The organism is Geobacter grbiciae, from assembly GCF_018531165.1.
In the GTDB taxonomy this organism is placed as follows: Bacteria; Desulfobacterota; Desulfuromonadia; order Geobacterales; family Geobacteraceae; genus Geobacter; species Geobacter metallireducens.
In genome coordinates this window covers 1-15,766 of the sequence record NZ_JAHDIW010000015.1, presented here as the reverse complement: position 1 = coordinate 15,766, position 15,766 = coordinate 1, and the positions used below count along the sequence as shown (strand labels likewise).

At 60.6% G+C, this 15,766-nt stretch carries 15 protein-coding genes; 2 read left to right on the top strand and 13 right to left on the bottom strand.

The features are described 5' to 3' along the window. Nucleotides 1-18: 18 nt before the first annotated feature. The 13 genes from rfbD to KJB29_RS15390 form a co-directional block, all read right to left on the bottom strand. Nucleotides 19-861, bottom strand: coding sequence for a dTDP-4-dehydrorhamnose reductase (gene rfbD / locus KJB29_RS15450; RefSeq protein ID WP_215735302.1), 843 nt, complete (start codon nt 859-861; stop codon nt 19-21). After that, the gene (rfbB, locus tag KJB29_RS15445) at nt 858-1,934 is read right to left on the bottom strand and encodes a dTDP-glucose 4,6-dehydratase (protein WP_215735301.1); all 1,077 of its coding nucleotides are present in this window, start codon (nt 1,932-1,934) and stop codon (nt 858-860) included. Before rfbB ends, rfbD begins: the two co-directional genes overlap by 4 nt. Before the next feature lie 48 nt (nt 1,935-1,982). Then, the gene (locus KJB29_RS15440; protein WP_215735300.1) at nt 1,983-4,076 is read right to left on the bottom strand and encodes an LPS-assembly protein LptD; all 2,094 of its coding nucleotides are present in this window, start codon (nt 4,074-4,076) and stop codon (nt 1,983-1,985) included. A gap of 13 nt (nt 4,077-4,089) precedes the next feature. Next, nucleotides 4,090-5,364 carry a bifunctional folylpolyglutamate synthase/dihydrofolate synthase gene (locus KJB29_RS15435; protein WP_215735299.1) on the bottom strand — a complete coding sequence of 425 codons (1,275 nt, stop codon included), beginning with the start codon at nt 5,362-5,364 and terminating at the stop codon, nt 4,090-4,092. A gap of 118 nt (nt 5,365-5,482) precedes the next feature. Beyond that, a complete protein-coding gene (gene accD / locus KJB29_RS15430; RefSeq protein WP_215735298.1) occupies nt 5,483-6,325 on the bottom strand; it encodes an acetyl-CoA carboxylase, carboxyltransferase subunit beta in 843 nt (280 codons plus the stop codon). A gap of 84 nt (nt 6,326-6,409) precedes the next feature. Further along, nucleotides 6,410-7,219: a tryptophan synthase subunit alpha gene (trpA, locus tag KJB29_RS15425; protein WP_004512422.1), complete on the bottom strand. Its 810-nt coding sequence runs from the start codon at nt 7,217-7,219 to the stop codon at nt 6,410-6,412. Nucleotides 7,220-7,260: 41 nt separating this feature from the next. After that, nucleotides 7,261-9,462 (bottom strand): methyl-accepting chemotaxis protein, encoded by a 2,202-nt coding sequence (locus tag KJB29_RS15420; protein WP_011366059.1) that lies wholly within the window; start codon nt 9,460-9,462, stop codon nt 7,261-7,263. A gap of 113 nt (nt 9,463-9,575) precedes the next feature. Next, nucleotides 9,576-11,480: an ABC-F family ATP-binding cassette domain-containing protein gene (locus KJB29_RS15415; RefSeq protein WP_004512420.1), complete on the bottom strand. Its 1,905-nt coding sequence runs from the start codon at nt 11,478-11,480 to the stop codon at nt 9,576-9,578. Then, nucleotides 11,477-11,980 (bottom strand): LEA/WHy family protein, encoded by a 504-nt coding sequence (locus KJB29_RS15410; protein WP_004512419.1) that lies wholly within the window; start codon nt 11,978-11,980, stop codon nt 11,477-11,479. Before KJB29_RS15410 ends, KJB29_RS15415 begins: the two co-directional genes overlap by 4 nt. A 142-nt stretch (nt 11,981-12,122) precedes the next feature. Next, a complete protein-coding gene (locus KJB29_RS15405) occupies nt 12,123-12,770 on the bottom strand; it encodes a transglycosylase SLT domain-containing protein (RefSeq protein ID WP_011366060.1) in 648 nt (215 codons plus the stop codon). 384 nt (nt 12,771-13,154) lie between these two features. After that, nucleotides 13,155-14,345, bottom strand: coding sequence for a tryptophan synthase subunit beta (trpB, locus tag KJB29_RS15400; protein ID WP_215735297.1), 1,191 nt, complete (start codon nt 14,343-14,345; stop codon nt 13,155-13,157). Between the two features lie 19 nt (nt 14,346-14,364). Then, nucleotides 14,365-14,661 (bottom strand): type II toxin-antitoxin system RelE/ParE family toxin, encoded by a 297-nt coding sequence (locus KJB29_RS15395; protein WP_215735296.1) that lies wholly within the window; start codon nt 14,659-14,661, stop codon nt 14,365-14,367. 6 nt (nt 14,662-14,667) lie between these two features. Continuing rightward, entirely contained in the window at nt 14,668-14,952 is a 285-nt protein-coding gene (locus KJB29_RS15390; RefSeq protein WP_215735295.1) for a type II toxin-antitoxin system Phd/YefM family antitoxin, read from the bottom strand. A gap of 119 nt (nt 14,953-15,071) precedes the next feature. On the opposite strand from KJB29_RS15390, the gene KJB29_RS15385 reads away from it, so the two are divergent. Further along, a complete protein-coding gene (locus tag KJB29_RS15385) occupies nt 15,072-15,353 on the top strand; it encodes a type II toxin-antitoxin system RelE/ParE family toxin (RefSeq protein WP_215735294.1) in 282 nt (93 codons plus the stop codon). A gap of 11 nt (nt 15,354-15,364) precedes the next feature. Beyond that, entirely contained in the window at nt 15,365-15,667 is a 303-nt protein-coding gene (locus tag KJB29_RS15380) for a HigA family addiction module antitoxin (RefSeq protein WP_215735293.1), read from the top strand. Nucleotides 15,668-15,766: the final 99 nt, after the last annotated feature.

Here is a 15,766-nt window from a genome sequence, read left to right as displayed (position 1 = left end):
CACAGGGCCTCCCTCCCGTCAGCTTCTTACTGCCGGCTGACGCCTTTCCAGATAGTTTTTAAGGGCCTCGCGCCAGTCCTCCAACTCAAGCCCCGCATCATGGGTAAGCTTGTCGCAGTCGAGGACCGAATAGAGAGGACGGGGCGCCGGTCGTCCCAGCTCTTCCGTGCTCTGGGGGCGCACCGTCATCCCGACGCCAGCTTCGGCGAAGATCGCCCTGGCGAATTCGTACCAGGAGCAGGTGCCCCGGTTAGCGGCGTGGTAGGTGCCCCGACAGTTGTTCTCGATGAGTTCGGTGATGGCGAGGGAGAGGTCCGCGGTCCAGGTGGGGGAGCCGATCTGGTCATCCACCACGGCGATCTCGGTCCGCTCCCCGGCAAGCCGCAGCATGGTCTCCACGAAGTTCTTTCCCCCATGGCCATAGAGCCACTGGGTCCGGACGATGAGGTGGTCGGGGTTCTCCCGGGCCTTTTTCTCCCCCACGAGCTTCGATTTGCCGTAGACGCTCAGGGGATTGACCCGATCATCCTCAACATAGGGTGTTCCCTTGGTGCCGTCGAAGACGTAATCGGTGCTCACCTGAACGAGGAGCGCCCCGATTTCCCGGGTGGCGGCTGCCAGGTGTCCCACACCGTCCCCGTTCACGCGCATGGCGAGGTCGACGTTGGTTTCGCACCCGTCGACATCGGTGTAGGCGGCGCAGTTCACCACCACCCGGGGCTTGAGGGTCAGGAGCACTCGACGCACCGACTCCGGCGAGGTGATGTCAATCTCCTCGATGTCCACCCCGCGCACGTCTCCCGGCAGCACCTGCATGAGGTCCTGGCCGAGCATCCCCTTGGCGCCGACGACGAGAATCATGACTCTCCTCCATACTGTTTTTCGTAATAGTCCCGATAGGCCCCCGAGGTGACCTCCTCGACCCAGGCGCCATTGGCCAGGTACCAGTCAACGGTCTCGGCAATCCCCCGCTCGAAGGTGTAGGAGGGCTCCCAGCCGAGCTCCCTCTTGATCTTTGCGGCGCTGATGGCATAGCGCCGGTCGTGGCCCAGGCGGTCCTTCACGAAGGTAATGAGCCCCCGGCTCTCCCCCTTTGGCCTGCCGAGTCGCTCATCGAGGAGATCGCAGAGGAGTTGGACGATGTCGATGTTGAACCACTCGTTGTTTCCGCCGACATTAAAGACCTCCCCCGGCTTTCCCCCCTTGAGGACCGTCTCGATGGCCGAGGAATGGTCCTTCACGTGGAGCCAGTCGCGGACGTTCCTGCCGTCGCCATACACCGGAAGGGGCTTGTTCGCCACGATGTTGTGGATCATGAGGGGGATGAGTTTCTCGGGAAACTGGTAGGGGCCGTAGTTGTTGGAGCAGCGGGTGATGAGGGCCGGGAACCCGTAAGTTTCGTAGTAGGCCCGCACGATGAGATCGGAACCCGCCTTGCTGGCCGAATAGGGGGAGTTGGGCGCGAGCGGGGTCTCCTCGGTGAAGTAGCCGGTTTCACCGAGGGTGCCGTAGACCTCGTCGGTGGATACGTGGAGAAACCGGAACCGTTCGACAGCCTTTGCCTCCCGGTGCCGGCGGCTCTCCTCCAGCAGCACCTGGGTACCGAGGACGTTGGTGCGGACAAAGATCTCCGGGCCGGTGATGGAGCGGTCCACGTGGGACTCGGCGGCGAAGTGGACCACCGCCTCGATCCGCTCCTCGGCCAGGAGTTCACGGACCAGCTCCCCATTGCAGATGTCACCCCTGACAAAGCGGTAGTCGGGGCTTTTCTCCACCTCCACGAGGTTCTTCAGGTTCCCCGCATAGGTGAGGATATCCAGGTTGACCACCCGGCAGCCGGGGTTGGCGGCCATGAAGTGGGTGATGAAGTTGGAGCCGATAAATCCGGCGCCGCCGGTGACGAGAATGGCGCGTGGAACAAACATTTCAGGCATGGAAACCTCTCCTGTCATACGAAATGCCCGGCTGGAAGCCTGCCGGTCCTAGAATACCCTGACCGTCCCCAGGGACCCGATCCCCGCCAGGTTGAAGTTCACGAAGAAATCCTTGGTGTCGACGCGATCCCGGTAGGTGACGCTGACACTCCAGCACTGGTGACGGTATTCAACGGAATAGAACGACTCCAGGAAGTCCTTCTTGTCGAAAGAGTAGCGGGCGGCATAGCTCAGGAACACCGGCTTCAACAGGGCCGCGGAGGCCCTCCCCTCCAGGTAGTCGACCTCATCGCGGGCGAAGCGATAAGTCACCCCCACGGCGTTGCCGCTTTCGTCCTTGGCATCGGCGGAAACGGCTGTCGTGGAGATGTTGGCATCATACACATTGAACCGGCTGTCGAGGGAGAGGGATATCTGCTTCAGGGGATTGACCCGGGCCTCCAGCATCACGTCGGTGAAAGGCCGCTTCTTGTCCACGAGCGTCAGGAGATCGCGTCGGTCGCCGCTGAAGTCGTACCCCTGGGAAAGCCGCAGGTAGAGCAGTTCCCGGTACTCGGCGGTGTCTCCCGCACCGGCGAACTTGCCGGTCACGTAGTTGGCCAGGGAGTAGACGACGCGGTTTTCGTGAACGAGACGGTCGTTGTAATCGAAAAAGGGGAGCCCCTGCTGCTGCCGGTTCTGCACGAAACTGTACCGTACCTCGGGGATCAGGACGTGGCGGACCTTGGGGACGGCCGCGTACCTTGTCTCGTAGACCCGCGCCAAGGTTGACGAGAGCGCTCCCCCACCCGTGAAGAGCCCCATGCCGTGGTAGCCGTCGGCATCAGGAAGATTATTGGGGTCGTTGGGGGGGACATCGAAGGCATTGTAGAGCCGAAGGCGGTAGCCGGCCCATGCCGTGGCCTCGATGGTATCGAAGGGCTTCGCATAGGCGGTCAGGACCGGGTGGAGGTCGAGCCGCTGCCCCTTGATCCCCTCGCTGCGGTAGAAGTTGGTGAAGCTCGATTCGTGGGAGACAAAGAGCGGCGAGCCGAAGAGCCGTTCCCGGACGCCGAAGAGGCTGATGACCGGTAGTTTCTGGAGGGTTTTGCGGTTGTCGAGAATTTCCTCCCGCAGATCCTCCACGTACTTGAATTCTCCGACGAGCACCTGCCGGTGGAACTGTTTGGTCAGGGAAAGGGACGAATCGAGCTGGTTCCGGTTGTAATCCCCGGTCTGTTCGGCGAAATCGCGGTAGAAGTCGCGGTCGGTGACCAGGTTGATGTCCGACTTGATGTTGAAGGTATCGGAAATGATCTCCTGATGCTTCTGGCTCATGTCCCCGCGGAACCGCTGCTGGTTGGAGTCGTAGATGGCATAGCCCCGGAAACTCCCTTCGCTCCCCCGCTTCCGGATGTAGCGGTAGTCGACGCCGAGCCCCTCGCCGCGCTTGCTCTGGATGTCGAGGTTGATGGTGGCATCCTGGCTCGGGCTGATGGCCCAGTAATAGCCGAGATTAAAGGTGAGCCCCTTCTTGCTGGAGTTACCGCCGCGAGGAGTAAGAAAGCCCGACTGCCGCTCCGTCTTTACCGGAAACACGATATAGGGGAAATAGAAGATTGGCACGTCGCTCAGGTAGAAGAGGGCGTGCTTGCCGGTGGCGTATTCGCCAAGGGTAACGTTCACGTCGGAGGCCGAAAACTTCCAACTGGGGCGCTCGGCATCGCAGGTGGTGAAAGTCCCCTTCTCGAGCCGGTAACTGTCGGTGCCCAGCTTGTACATCCGGGCGGCGCGGACGTGAAAGTTCCCTTTCTTGATGAAGGCGTCTCCCTGCTCCACCTCTCCCGTCTCATCCTCGTAGTTGATCCGCAGCCGGTCGGCGCGCAGCATGTCACCGTCGCTCTTGAGGGACACGTTTCCCAGGGCCTCGGCTTCATTGCGATCCGGAAAAAGGAGCGCCTTGTCCGACAGGAGCGTCATCCCCCGCCCCCTTATCCGGACACTCCCCGTGGCCTCGATGCGGTCCTGGGCCGCCTCGTGGGTGAGGGTATCCGCCTCCACATGGACCGGACCGCCCGCATCGCCTTGGGCCAACGCCGCTGCCGGTGCCGAAAGAAAAACTGGCGCAAAGAGAAGGAGGTGTCTGTATGAAAAAATTCCCATGGGTAACTGTCACTTATCCTCGGAAAGGTTCGAACCGCTGGGCGAGAAGCGCCGACCGGGCCTCTCCCACCGTAAAGAGGGAGCCGCAGACAAGGATCAGATCATCGACCGCGGCCATGCTGCGGGCCATGGCAAGCCCCCCGGGCACGCGTCCGCCGTCGGTAGCGGAAACGCCCAACCGGCGGCACAGGGCGGCAAGCTCGGCCGAGGACAACCCCCGCTCCACCGCCGGGGTAACCGCCACCACCTCGTCAGTAAGGGGAAGGAGCGGCCCGAGAATTCCGGCGGCATCCTTATCCCCCATGACCCCGACCACCACGATCAGACGCCGGCGCGGCACTCCCGCCAGGGATTCGGCCAGGGCCAGGGCACCTGCCGGATTGTGGGCCCCATCAAAAATGATCCGGGGGGGGCCGGCAAAATATTCCATTCTCCCCGGCCAGCGGGCTCGGGAGATGCCGCTGCGCAGCGCTTCATCCGCAAGTGAGTAGCCGACGGTGATCAGAAGCTCCGCGGCAGCCAGGGCAGTCGCCGCATTCACGGCCTGATAACGCCCGCCAATTCCCGGTGTAAGGCCTGACAGCACCCGTCCCATCCCCTGGTAGTCAAGCCCATCCGTTCCCCAAGATGCGCCGAAATCGCTGCCGAAACGTACCAACGGGCTTTTGAGGGCCGTGCTCCGCTCCTTGATGACGCCAAGAACCTCCGCCTGCTGCTCCGCAAGTACCACCGGCCTCCCCGGCCTGATGATGCCGGCCTTCTCCCGGGCGATTGCCGCCAGCGAATCGCCGAGCCACACGCAGTGATCAAGGGCCACGGGAGTGATGACGGAAAGGATTCCGAAAGCGGCGCTGGTGGCGTCGGAGCCTCCCCCCATACCCGCTTCGAGAATGGCGACAGTCACCTGCTCCTCGGCAAAATAACGGAGCGCCATGGCGGTCACGATCTCGAAAAAGGTGGTGCCATCCGGGGCGGCAGCCATGACCAGCCCGGCAATGCGGCAGACCGCGTCCTCGGCGATCTCGGTGCCGTCGATGCGAATCCGTTCGGTGAATCGGGTGATATGGGGAGAAGTGAAGAGGCCGGTCCGATACCCGCCTGTCGTCAGGATGGAGGCCAGAAACGCCGCCGTGGACCCCTTGCCGTTGGTCCCTGCCACGTGAACGACCCGCAGCCGCTCGTGGGGATTGCCGAGCCTCTCCAGAAGCGTGGCGATCCGTTCGAGCCCGGGTTTGATCCCGAAACGCCGCAGGCCGTAGATATGTGTCAGGGTCTCCTCGTAGGTCATGACGGGCGGGATTATACGGGAAGAGAGGGGGAAAATCCACCGCTTTGACCCACGAAAGCAACAGGGGCGGAGAGAACACCTCCGCCCCTGCCGGTCAATCGCTCGCCACCTCTCCGCTTCAGCGGCGGTAGAGCATCGAAAGGATCTGGGCCAGCCTTGCCCGCATAGCCTTACGCTCCACGATCAAATCCACCATGCCGTGGTCCAGGAGGTACTCGGCACGCTGGAATCCCTCGGGAAGTTTCTGCCGGATGGTCTGCTCGATGACGCGCGGTCCGGCAAAACCGATCAGGGCCTTGGGCTCGGCCATATTGACATCGCCCAGCATGGAAAAACTTGCCGTTACGCCGCCGGTGGTGGGATCGGTGAGAATCGAAATGTAGGGAAGCCCCAGATCCTTCAGCTTCGCCAGGGCTGCCGAGGTCTTCGCCATCTGCATCAGCGACAGAATGCTTTCCTGCATCCGGGCGCCGCCCGAGGCGGAGATGATGATGACCGGGGTCCGCTTCTCAATCCCCCGCTCGATGGCGCGGGTGATCTTCTCCCCCACCACGCTCCCCATGCTTCCCCCCATGAAGGAGAAGTCGAAGACAGCCAGCTGCACCGGGACAGCGTCAATCGCCCCCTCGCCGCAGACAACGGCGTCACGGGAGCCCCCCTTGGCAACCGCCTGCTGGATGCGGTCCTGATAGCTCTTGGAATCCTTGAAGTTGAGGACGTCCACCGACGTCATGCCGGCGTCGTGCTCCGCAAAACTCCCCGGATCCATGAGCAGATCGATCCGCTGCCGGGCCGAGATCCGGTAGTGGTGGCCGCACTGGGGGCAGACATTGATGTTTTTCTCCAGATCCTTCGTTAGGAGGTTAGCCTTGCAGCTCACGCACTTGGTAAGCAGCCCCTCGGGAACCTTCACCTTCTTGTCTGCCGCGCCCGGCGCCTTGTCGCGTTTGAACCACGCCATATCTTTCACTCCGTCGGGACAAGCAACGCCCCGGATATTTTTAGTAAAAATGAAGTCCTCTGGTACCAGAAATCGACGACAAAGTCAATTGTCGTATCTTCCCCGGTCCACTGCCTGCTTCAGCGATGAGACAAAGGTTGCCAGTGCTCCCTTGAGTTCCTCACCCCGGTGCTTCTCGAAAAGCTTCACAATGGCGCTGCCGACCACCACGCCGTCGGCCGTGGCAGCCACCTCCCCCGCCTGTTCGGGGGTGGCGATACCGAATCCTACTGCCACCGGCACCTTAGAGCACTCCTTGATGATGTTCACGTTGCCGGCCACCGATGCCTCTATGCCGCTGCGGACACCGGTCACGCCGGTTACGGAGACATAGTAGATGAAGCCACGGGCACGGTTGGTCACCGTGCGGATCCGCGTCTCGTCGGACGTGGGAGTGAGGAGGAAAATGACGTCGATCCCGTGCCGGTCGGCGCACGCCTTGAACTCCCCCGCCTCTTCGGGGGGAAGATCCACCAGCAGGACGCCGTCGACCCCTGCCGCGGCCGCATCGGCGGCAAACCGTTCGAGGCCGTAGCTGAAGATCGGGTTGAAGTATCCCATCAGGACGATGGGGACCTGGGTGCGACCCCGGACGGATTTTACTGTAGCTAAAATCCTCGACAGGGTTGTGCCGGCGGCAAGGGCACGCTCGGAGGAGAGTTGGATCGTGGGGCCATCGGCCATGGGGTCGGAAAAGGGTACCCCCAGCTCGATGATGTCGGCGCCGTTCTCCGCCAGGAGCGGTATCAGCTCTTCTGTCGTTGCAAGGTCCGGATCACCGGCCGTGATAAAGGTCACCAAGGCCTTTTTTCCGGTTCGTTTCAACTCGGCAAATGTACCGGTAATTCTACTCATTGTTAAACCTTTCGGAGGTGGTGACAACTACATTGCTGGCCCTAACCCTTGGGCACTGCTCCCTGATTTTCAACCTTGAAGCTGTTCATTTCTCCCTGAAGCACTTCAAGCTGGCGGGAGAGCCGGGAGACCGAGTCCTCCATCATCTTGGCGGCCCCAAGGTTTGTATCCGTTGATTCCTGGATGTTTTCTACGGCGCGGATAATCTGCTCGCTCCCCCGGGTCTGCTCGTCACAGGCCCTCTTGATCTGGCGGATCATGGTGGTGATATTCTCCGTGGAACTGGCAATGAAATTCCCGACTTTTGCCTGCTCCTTGGTGGAGACCCTTACCTGGGAGGTGAGCCCCTTCATCCGCTCGGCAGCCCCCATAATCATGTCGCTCCCCTTGCTCTGCTCACGGGTGGCGCTGGCGATCTGGCCGATCATGTCGGAGACCTGCTCCATGGCCTCCCGGATCATCTGGCTCCCCTTGGCCTGCTCCATGGTGGCCCGGGCGATGCTTTCCACCTGTGCGGTGGTCTCCTGGACCCCGGTAACGATCTTGGCGAGGGCCTCGCCCGACCGCTGTGACAGAATCTCTCCGTCGGCGATGCTCTTCTCGGCCACCTCGATCGCCTCCACGGCCCGGGCGGTTTCGTCCTGAACCCCCTTGATGAGCAGGGAGATTTCCCGGGTGGAACTGGAGGTCCGTTCGGCCAACTCCTTGATCTCGTCGGCCACCACGGCGAACCCCTTGCCGTGCTCCCCTGCCTGGGCGGCGATGATGGCGGCGTTCAACGCCAGGAGGTTGGTCTGCTCGGCCACTTCGTCGATGACCGAGAGGATCGCGCCGATATCGCTGACCCGCTCCGAAAGGGTTTCGATCACCTCGGAGGTAATCCGGGACGAGCGCTTGATCTCGCTGATGCCCGCAATGGTGGCCTCAACCGAAGCCTTGCCCGTTTCGGCGTCACGGCGGACTCCCTCGGAAATGGCCGCGGATTCCATGGCGTTTTTCTCGACCTGCTTGATGGAGCTGTCCATCTCGGCCACCGAAGAAGCAGTGGATGAGGTCGCCTCCATGAGGCTCGCGACACTGCCGCTGATCTGCTTGATGGACGCCACCATCTCCACGACCGAAGAGCTCACCTCCTCAACGGACTGGGCCAGGGCCTCCGCGTTCAAGGCCACCTCTTCGATGCTCGCGGCCATCTCCAGGATGGAGGACGAGGTCTCCGACGACGAGAGCGAAAGACTGTCGACCCCGGAGGAAACTTCCTTGATGGAAGCATTGATCTCGGTCACCGCGGAGGATGTCTGGGACCCCCCCTCGGCCTGAACCTCGGCCGCGGAGAGGACCCGGCGGGAGACCTCGAAGATGTTGGCCGAGATCTGCCCCACCTCCACCAGGGAGCGATTCACCTTCTTAACGAGTTCACCGAGCTTCTCCAGCATGGTATTGAAGTCATCGCCGAGTCGGCCGAGTTCATCTCCCGACGTGATGGGCACCCGGGAGGAGAGATCCCCCTCCGCGCCGCCCTTCACGGCCTTGACCATCTGATCGACGCGGCGAATAATGTTGCGGGTAGCAACAATGCCGAACGAAAAGGCGAGGGCCGCGGCACCGATAATCACGAAAATGAAGGTTATGGTTACGGAGGTTTTGACCCGCGACGTCTCCTTCCCCGCATCCTTCATCATCCCCTTGACCGTTTCGATGAGATCGTCGATATCACGGGCAACGAACTCGCTGGCACCGGAAAGCTCCGAGATGAGGCGGGACTCGGACAGCGTGGACGGAGTCTGTTGGCCGGCAATAACAGCGGTTTTGTAAGCGATGATCTTCTCGGCAACCTTTTCGTATTCGCCCCATGTTTCCGTGAGGGTCTCGGCGTGGGATTCCATGACGCTGTCCTTGGGCGCCGGGTGAATCCCCAGCGCCTCGTCCCCCTTGAGAAGTCCCGTTGAGTAACGGCGGATGAGATCGCGGTTCTTGGTATATGAGTCGAGGTGCTCCTTCATTCCCTTTTCGTCAAGGTGCCCCATCAGTCCCTCAAGGAGGTCCGCCCGGACGGTCCGCTCGGCCGACTGGAGCTGGAGCGCCACCTTCTGCTGATCGTACTGTTCCTGCAGGACGGTCCCGACACGGCTTGAAACCATGTTGATGCTCCGGATGCCGATCAATCCGGTCACCGCCACGATGACGGCCATAATGATGAAGGATCCGATAAGCCGTACGCCGAGTTTCATATCCTTGAGCATAAAGTGCCCCTGCGCATGAAAAATTTAATAATCAACTGGTCTTGATATAACAGCCAAGGTCTGATTTTTCAAGCGAAAAGAGGCTACCGACGCGGTTTCCCGAGCTGCCGGGCCTACGCCTCCGACCGCTTGGTTTCGAGCTCTTCCCAGCGAAGGAGAAGTTCCTCCAGTTTCTCTCCCATATGGGCGAATTCCGTGGAAAGGGCCGCTATCCCCCCCGGCGCCCCAGCATAGGCGGCAGGATCCGCCAGGGCGGCTTCCACCTCCGCCGTCCGGAGCTCCAGGTGGGCGATCTCCGCCTCGACCCGCTCGAGCTCCTGCCTTTCGGCAAAGGTGAGCCCCTTCTTGCGGGGCCGTTCGCGTACCGCAGGAGGTGCCGCAACGGGCCTGCCACTCCCGCCCTTATTCTCTTCTTTCAGATTTTGCGCTCTCAGCTCCCGGTAGAGGGTGTAGTTCCCTTCGTAGAAGACGGTCCTCCCCTCTCCCTCGAAGGAGAGGATGCCCGTTGCCACCTTATCGAGGAAAAAGCGATCGTGGGTCACCATGAGGATACAGCCGGGAAAGCGGGTCAGGGCATCGTCCAGAAGCTGCAGCGTCGGGATGTCGAGGTCGTTGGTGGGCTCGTCCAGGACGAGGAGGTTGGCGTCCGCCAGCATGAGGCGCGCCAGGATGAGGCGGCTCTTCTCGCCGCCGGAGAGGGTGGCGATCCGCCGCATCCGGTCGGACGGCGGAAAGAGGAACTCCTCCAGGTAGCCAATCTTGTGGCGCCGCTCCCCCCCCACCGTCACGTAATCCCCCTCGCCGAGGAAATCATAGAGGGTCAGTGACGGATCGAGGATTTCCCGGTTCTGGTCAAAGTAGGCGATGCGGGTCTTGGCACCGATTACCACCGTCCCGCCATCGGGCGGCTCTTCCCCCATGATCATCCGCATGAGGGTGGTCTTGCCGCAGCCGTTGGGGCCAATGATCCCGACCCGGTCGCCGCGCTTCATGAGGAAGGTGAGGTCGTCCACCAGGAGCTGTCCCCCCAGGGACTTCCGCACCCCCTGGAGCTCCATGATGGTGCCACCCAGACCATCACCGGGGGTGAAGGCGATGGTGGTCTCCCGGGTCGTCTCCACCTGTGCACGGGCCTCAAGGTCGTGGAACCGGTCGATGCGGGCCTTCTGCTTGGTGGTGCGGGCCTTGGGGCCCCGCCGCATCCAGGCGGTCTCGTTCCGGAGGAGATTCAGGAGCCGGTCGTGCCCCCGGGCCTCCCGGGCCAGCCGCTCCTCCCGCTGGATGAGGTAGCTGGAGTAACCGCCGCTGTATGCAGTAATCAGGCCCCGCTCCAGGTCCAGCATCCTCCCCACCACCTGGTCGAGGAAGTAGCGGTCGTGGGTTATGAGGAGCACCGCGCCGGAATAGGCCATAAGGTGCTCCTGAAGCCACTGGACCGTGTCGGCGTCCAGGTGGTTGGTGGGCTCGTCCAGAAGGAGGAGGTCCGGGGCCTGGAGGAGGAGGCGCCCCAGGGCCACCCGCCGCTTCGTCCCGCCGGAGAGCTCGCCGAGACGCCGGTTCCGGTCGGGGATTCCCAGGTGGGTCATGATCTCCGCCACCCGGTGGTCGGTGTTCCAGCCGCCATGGTGTTCTATCCAGGAGGTCAGCTCTCCCTGGCGCTCCAGGAGCCGGTCGTGGTCCGGCGACGGCTCGGCAAGCTGTGCCGTCACCCCCTCGTACTCGGTCATGACCCGCCGGATCTCCACGAGACCTTGCTCAATCTCCTCGCCGATGGTGAGCCCGTCGTCAAGGAGCGGCTCCTGGGAGAGGTAGCCGATGGACGCGCCGCGACGGGTCATGATGGTGCCGCCGTCCCGCTCCTCAAGCCCCGCAAGGATCTGCATGAGGGTCGACTTGCCGCAGCCGTTGACGCCGATGAGGCCGACCTTCTCCTCCTCGCCCACGGCAAAGGTGACACCGTCGAGAACCGTGCGGGAGCCGAAACTCTTGGCGAGCCCGACAACATCGATGACATTCATTGCCGGAAACCTTTCAGCAAGTCGGTGACACCCTTGAGAATACCGGAAGTACGGTAGCGCTCCGGCACGGCAAACACACTCTCCTTGCTCACCGGCACCGTGGTGGTACCGAAGGGGGTTTCCACCTCGAGCCCGGCGTTCAGCCGATAGGGAATCTTATTCTGGTCTGGCTGGCGCTTGAGGATTTCCCACAGATCCCCATAAGCGACCTTGAAGGGAAGCCGCACATCAGTGGCCTTATCGGCGGGGAACTCGATCCGCTCGCGCTTTCCCCCCTTGGTGAGCGGGAGCGCCATGACGTTCAGATCATAGGTGTAGCCGTTCAGGACCAGGGGAAACGAATTGGGGTTGGTGACCGTCAGGAGGAACTCGAGATCCACCCCCTCGACGCCGATCCCGACAACATTCAAATCCCTGACTTTCACTTCCGGCTTATCCAGGAACAGCGAACAGCCGGCGCAGAAAATCATGCACACAACCAGAATCAACAGCTTTTTCATGCAACCCTCCTGACATCTCCGCGATTTGCAGCCCCACCTTACCACATCCGTCCCCTGCCGCGCGAGAAGTACCACGAAAAAGGGCAGACTCCTTGCGAAGTCCGCCCTTCGTGCTGGGTTGTCCTGCTCGCCTGCGGCAGAGCTATGAGACCTTGGCGAACGAGAAGCGCAAATCCACGGCCCGGACGTGGAGGGGAGTGCCGAGTTCCCTCAGGATCTCTCGCTGGTAGCGGCGGCGCTTGATTTCGTAGGCATCGGCTTCGGGACCGACGCCGCAGTAGAGTTTCTTTGCCCTCACCAGATTGCCGCGGGCCATGTCGAGCTTGGTGGCCAACTCCCGAACAGCGGCCTCCGCGCATTTTTCGTCATTGGCCATCTCGTGGGGGTTGAATCCGTGGCTCTCTGCCCGATAGGGCATGAGCTGCCAGACACCAAGGGCACCCTTCGACGAAACCGCCTTCGGGTCGAAGCCGATGGAACCGGTTTCGGCCAAGGCCAGTTCGGCAAGGTCGAGGGGCATGAAATCGGTACCGAGGGTTTTCAGGTAGCAGAGGGATGCGAGCCGGTAGGCCCGGTCGGGGGTGGTGCGTCGCGCAAACACCGTGGCAATGGCCCGTGCCTGTCGTTGACGTTCATCCAACTCGATACCCTGATCCATGAGCCGACGGACTTCCAGGTCAACACCGGATTCGCTGAGGACCACCGTGACGGGGTCCCGGCGCAGAGCGGTCTGGTTGCAGGAAACACCAGTGAGCATCATGACTGCCGATAGAAGGATCATTTTTTTCATAGTTATTTTTTGGGTCGGTTTTTGAGGCTTTGCCGGACGGTCAACGAAACGGAACGGGACAGCGCGACGAACGCGCAGGACCGGCACCGGCCAATAACTCCTTTCCTTGATGTAGAGACGACTGGATTTCCAGGTCTCCCGGCTATGCGACAGAGTCGCCATGGTCCACGAAAATAGCTAACAAACATCCTTAATGAAGCAATCTCAACTCAGAAACAGCAAAAGGACCCAAAGCGGGTCCTTTCCCTGTGTCCGTTCTATTTTACGGACGAGTCGTGTTATACGGTAAAACAGCGTGCAATGTCAAGCTATTTTTTTATATTAGCCTGTATTTTCAACAAGTTACAAAGGCATTTTTCGGCATAGTGTTCATTTTTACAAATACTAAAACTGTACCCCCATGGCGTCGGCCACCGTGTGAATATCCTTGTCCCCCCGGCCGGAGAGGCAGGCGACGATGGTCTGCTCCCTCGGCAGTGTCGGCGCCAGCTTCACCACGTGGGCGATGGCGTGGGACGACTCCAGGGCCGGCATGATCCCCTCCTCCCGGGTCAGGAGCGTGAAGGCCTCCAGGGCCTCATCGTCGGTGACCGACACATACTCGGCCCGCCTGGAATCCTTGAGCCAGGCGTGCTCGGGGCCAACGCCGGGGTAATCAAGGCCGGCGGAAACGGAGTGGGCATTGGCTATCTGGCCGAACTCATCCTGGAGGAGGTAGGTCTTGTTGCCGTGGAGAACGCCGACCGTCCCGGCGCAGAGCGGCGCCGCGTGGGCTCCGGAGGCGATGCCGTGGCCCGCGGCCTCCACCCCCACCATCCGGACCTCCCGGTCATTGAGGAACGGGTAGAAGAGCCCCAGGGCATTGCTGCCGCCGCCGACGCAGGCAACGAGAACATCCGGCAACCTTCCCTCGATCTTCTTGTGCTGGGCCTTGGCCTCCCGGCCGATGACCGACTGGAAGTCGCGGACCATCACCGGATAGGGGTGGGGCCCCGCCACGGTGCCGATCACGTAGAAGGTATTGTGGATGTAGGTTACCCAGTTGCGCATAGCCTCGTTCATGGCGTCCTTGAGGGTGGCGGTGCCGGCGGTCACCGGCGTGACCGTGGCGCCCAGGAGCTTCATCCGGAAGACGTTCAGGGCCTGGCGCCGGATGTCTTCCTCCCCCATGAAGACCTCGCACTCCATGCCGAAGAGTGCCGCGATGGTGGCGGTGGCCACCCCGTGCTGGCCGGCGCCGGTCTCGGCGATGACCCGTTTTTTCCCCATCCGCTTGGCCAGGAGCCCCTGGCCGATGGTGTTGTTCACCTTGTGGGCGCCGGTGTGGTTCAGGTCCTCGCGCTTCAGGTAGATCTTCGCGCCCCCCAGCTTCTTCGTGAGCTTCTCGGCATAGTAGAGGGGATTGGGGCGCCCCACGTACTGCCGGAGGTAGTAATTGAACTCCTCCTTGAATTCGCGGTCGTTCTTGTAGTGGTTGTAGGCCTTCTCCAGTTCCAGGAGCGCCGGCATGAGCGTCTCCGGCACGTAGCGGCCGCCGAACTGGCCGAAGTGGCCCTGTTTGTCGGGTAATTTCATATATATCCTCCGGCTTGATTTATTCTATTTCGTCACTTCGCAGCAATCGGTGGCCTTCAAAAACGGACAGTATTTCAATGGTGTTTTCCGTAAGCCGATAGACAATTCGATAGTCCCTGAACAGCAACTCTCGAATGGCGGGATTGGCTATCTCGGAAACAGTTCTCCCCAACGGGGGATTTTCCGGCAAGGAACCTTCCACATGGTCAATAATCCGATCAACGAAAAGCGCCCCCCGTTCGGGGCTGTCCTTTGCAATGAAGTCTTCTCTCTGGATCAGTTGTTCAAGGGCTTCCTGGGTCCACAGTATCTCCATCCCCGATTATCCCTTGTTTCTTCTGGCAGCCAGGGTCGCCTTGATTTCAGCGGCGCTGAATATCCTGCCACTCTCGGCATCGGCTATTCCCCTACCGACCGAATCGAGAAAGGATTGCCGATACACCAGCTCATCATAGTCGGCCGGCGACAGCAACACCCCGGCCGGCTTTCCGTTTTGCGTGATTATCAGAGGATGCCCCGATTCCTGGAGGTTTTTGAACCACTTGGAAATGCCCGTTTTGAACTCGGCGATGGGAATTATATCGTTTGTGACCGAGATGGGTTTCATGGGTCGACTCCTTATTTTGATCTACCTACAAGCCACAATATAGGCCGATAAGGAGGTCAAAACAAGCGTGAGTTTATTTCCACATTGACCTGTGTAAACAAAATGTTTACACTTGCCTCATGATTACAACGTTCGCAAATAAGGAATCGGAAAAACTCTTTGCGACTGGGAAGTCCAAGAAATTTCCCCCGGAAATCATCACTCGCGCGATCATGCGTCTGACGCAGTTGGACAGCGCACGTGAGGTTACAGATTTGTTGATGCCGCCATCGAACCGCCTTGAAGCTCTTTCTGGCAACAGGGCAGGACAGTGGAGCATCAGAATTAATGACCAGTGGAGCATCTGTTTTTCATTCGCCCACGGCGAAGCAACTGACGTCGAGATAACCGACTACCATTAAGGAGAAATCTCATGGCGACTAAGAACGGTCTTCCTCCTATACACCCTGGGGTGTTCTTGAAAGAAATACTTGATGAGCTTGCCATCTCGCAGAATGCCTTTGCTCACGCAATCGGTGTTTCGCCGATGCGAGTTTCGCATGTCATCAAGGGCACACGTCCTGTTACTGCAGAGTTGGCATTGCTTTTTGGCAAGGCATTCGGTCAGACGCCAACTTACTGGATGAATTTGCAAACTAGTTTTGATCTGAAAACTGCCGAAAAAGCCTTGGCACAGAAGGTACGGCAGGTTCAGCCCTTTTCACAGGCAGCGTAGTATTGCTCACCAGCACAATTTTTTGGGTTCTTTCGTGAATTAGTTGCAGCGTAGATTCAGGAGGAAGGAGATTAGATAGAGGGAAGTACATCGGATTTG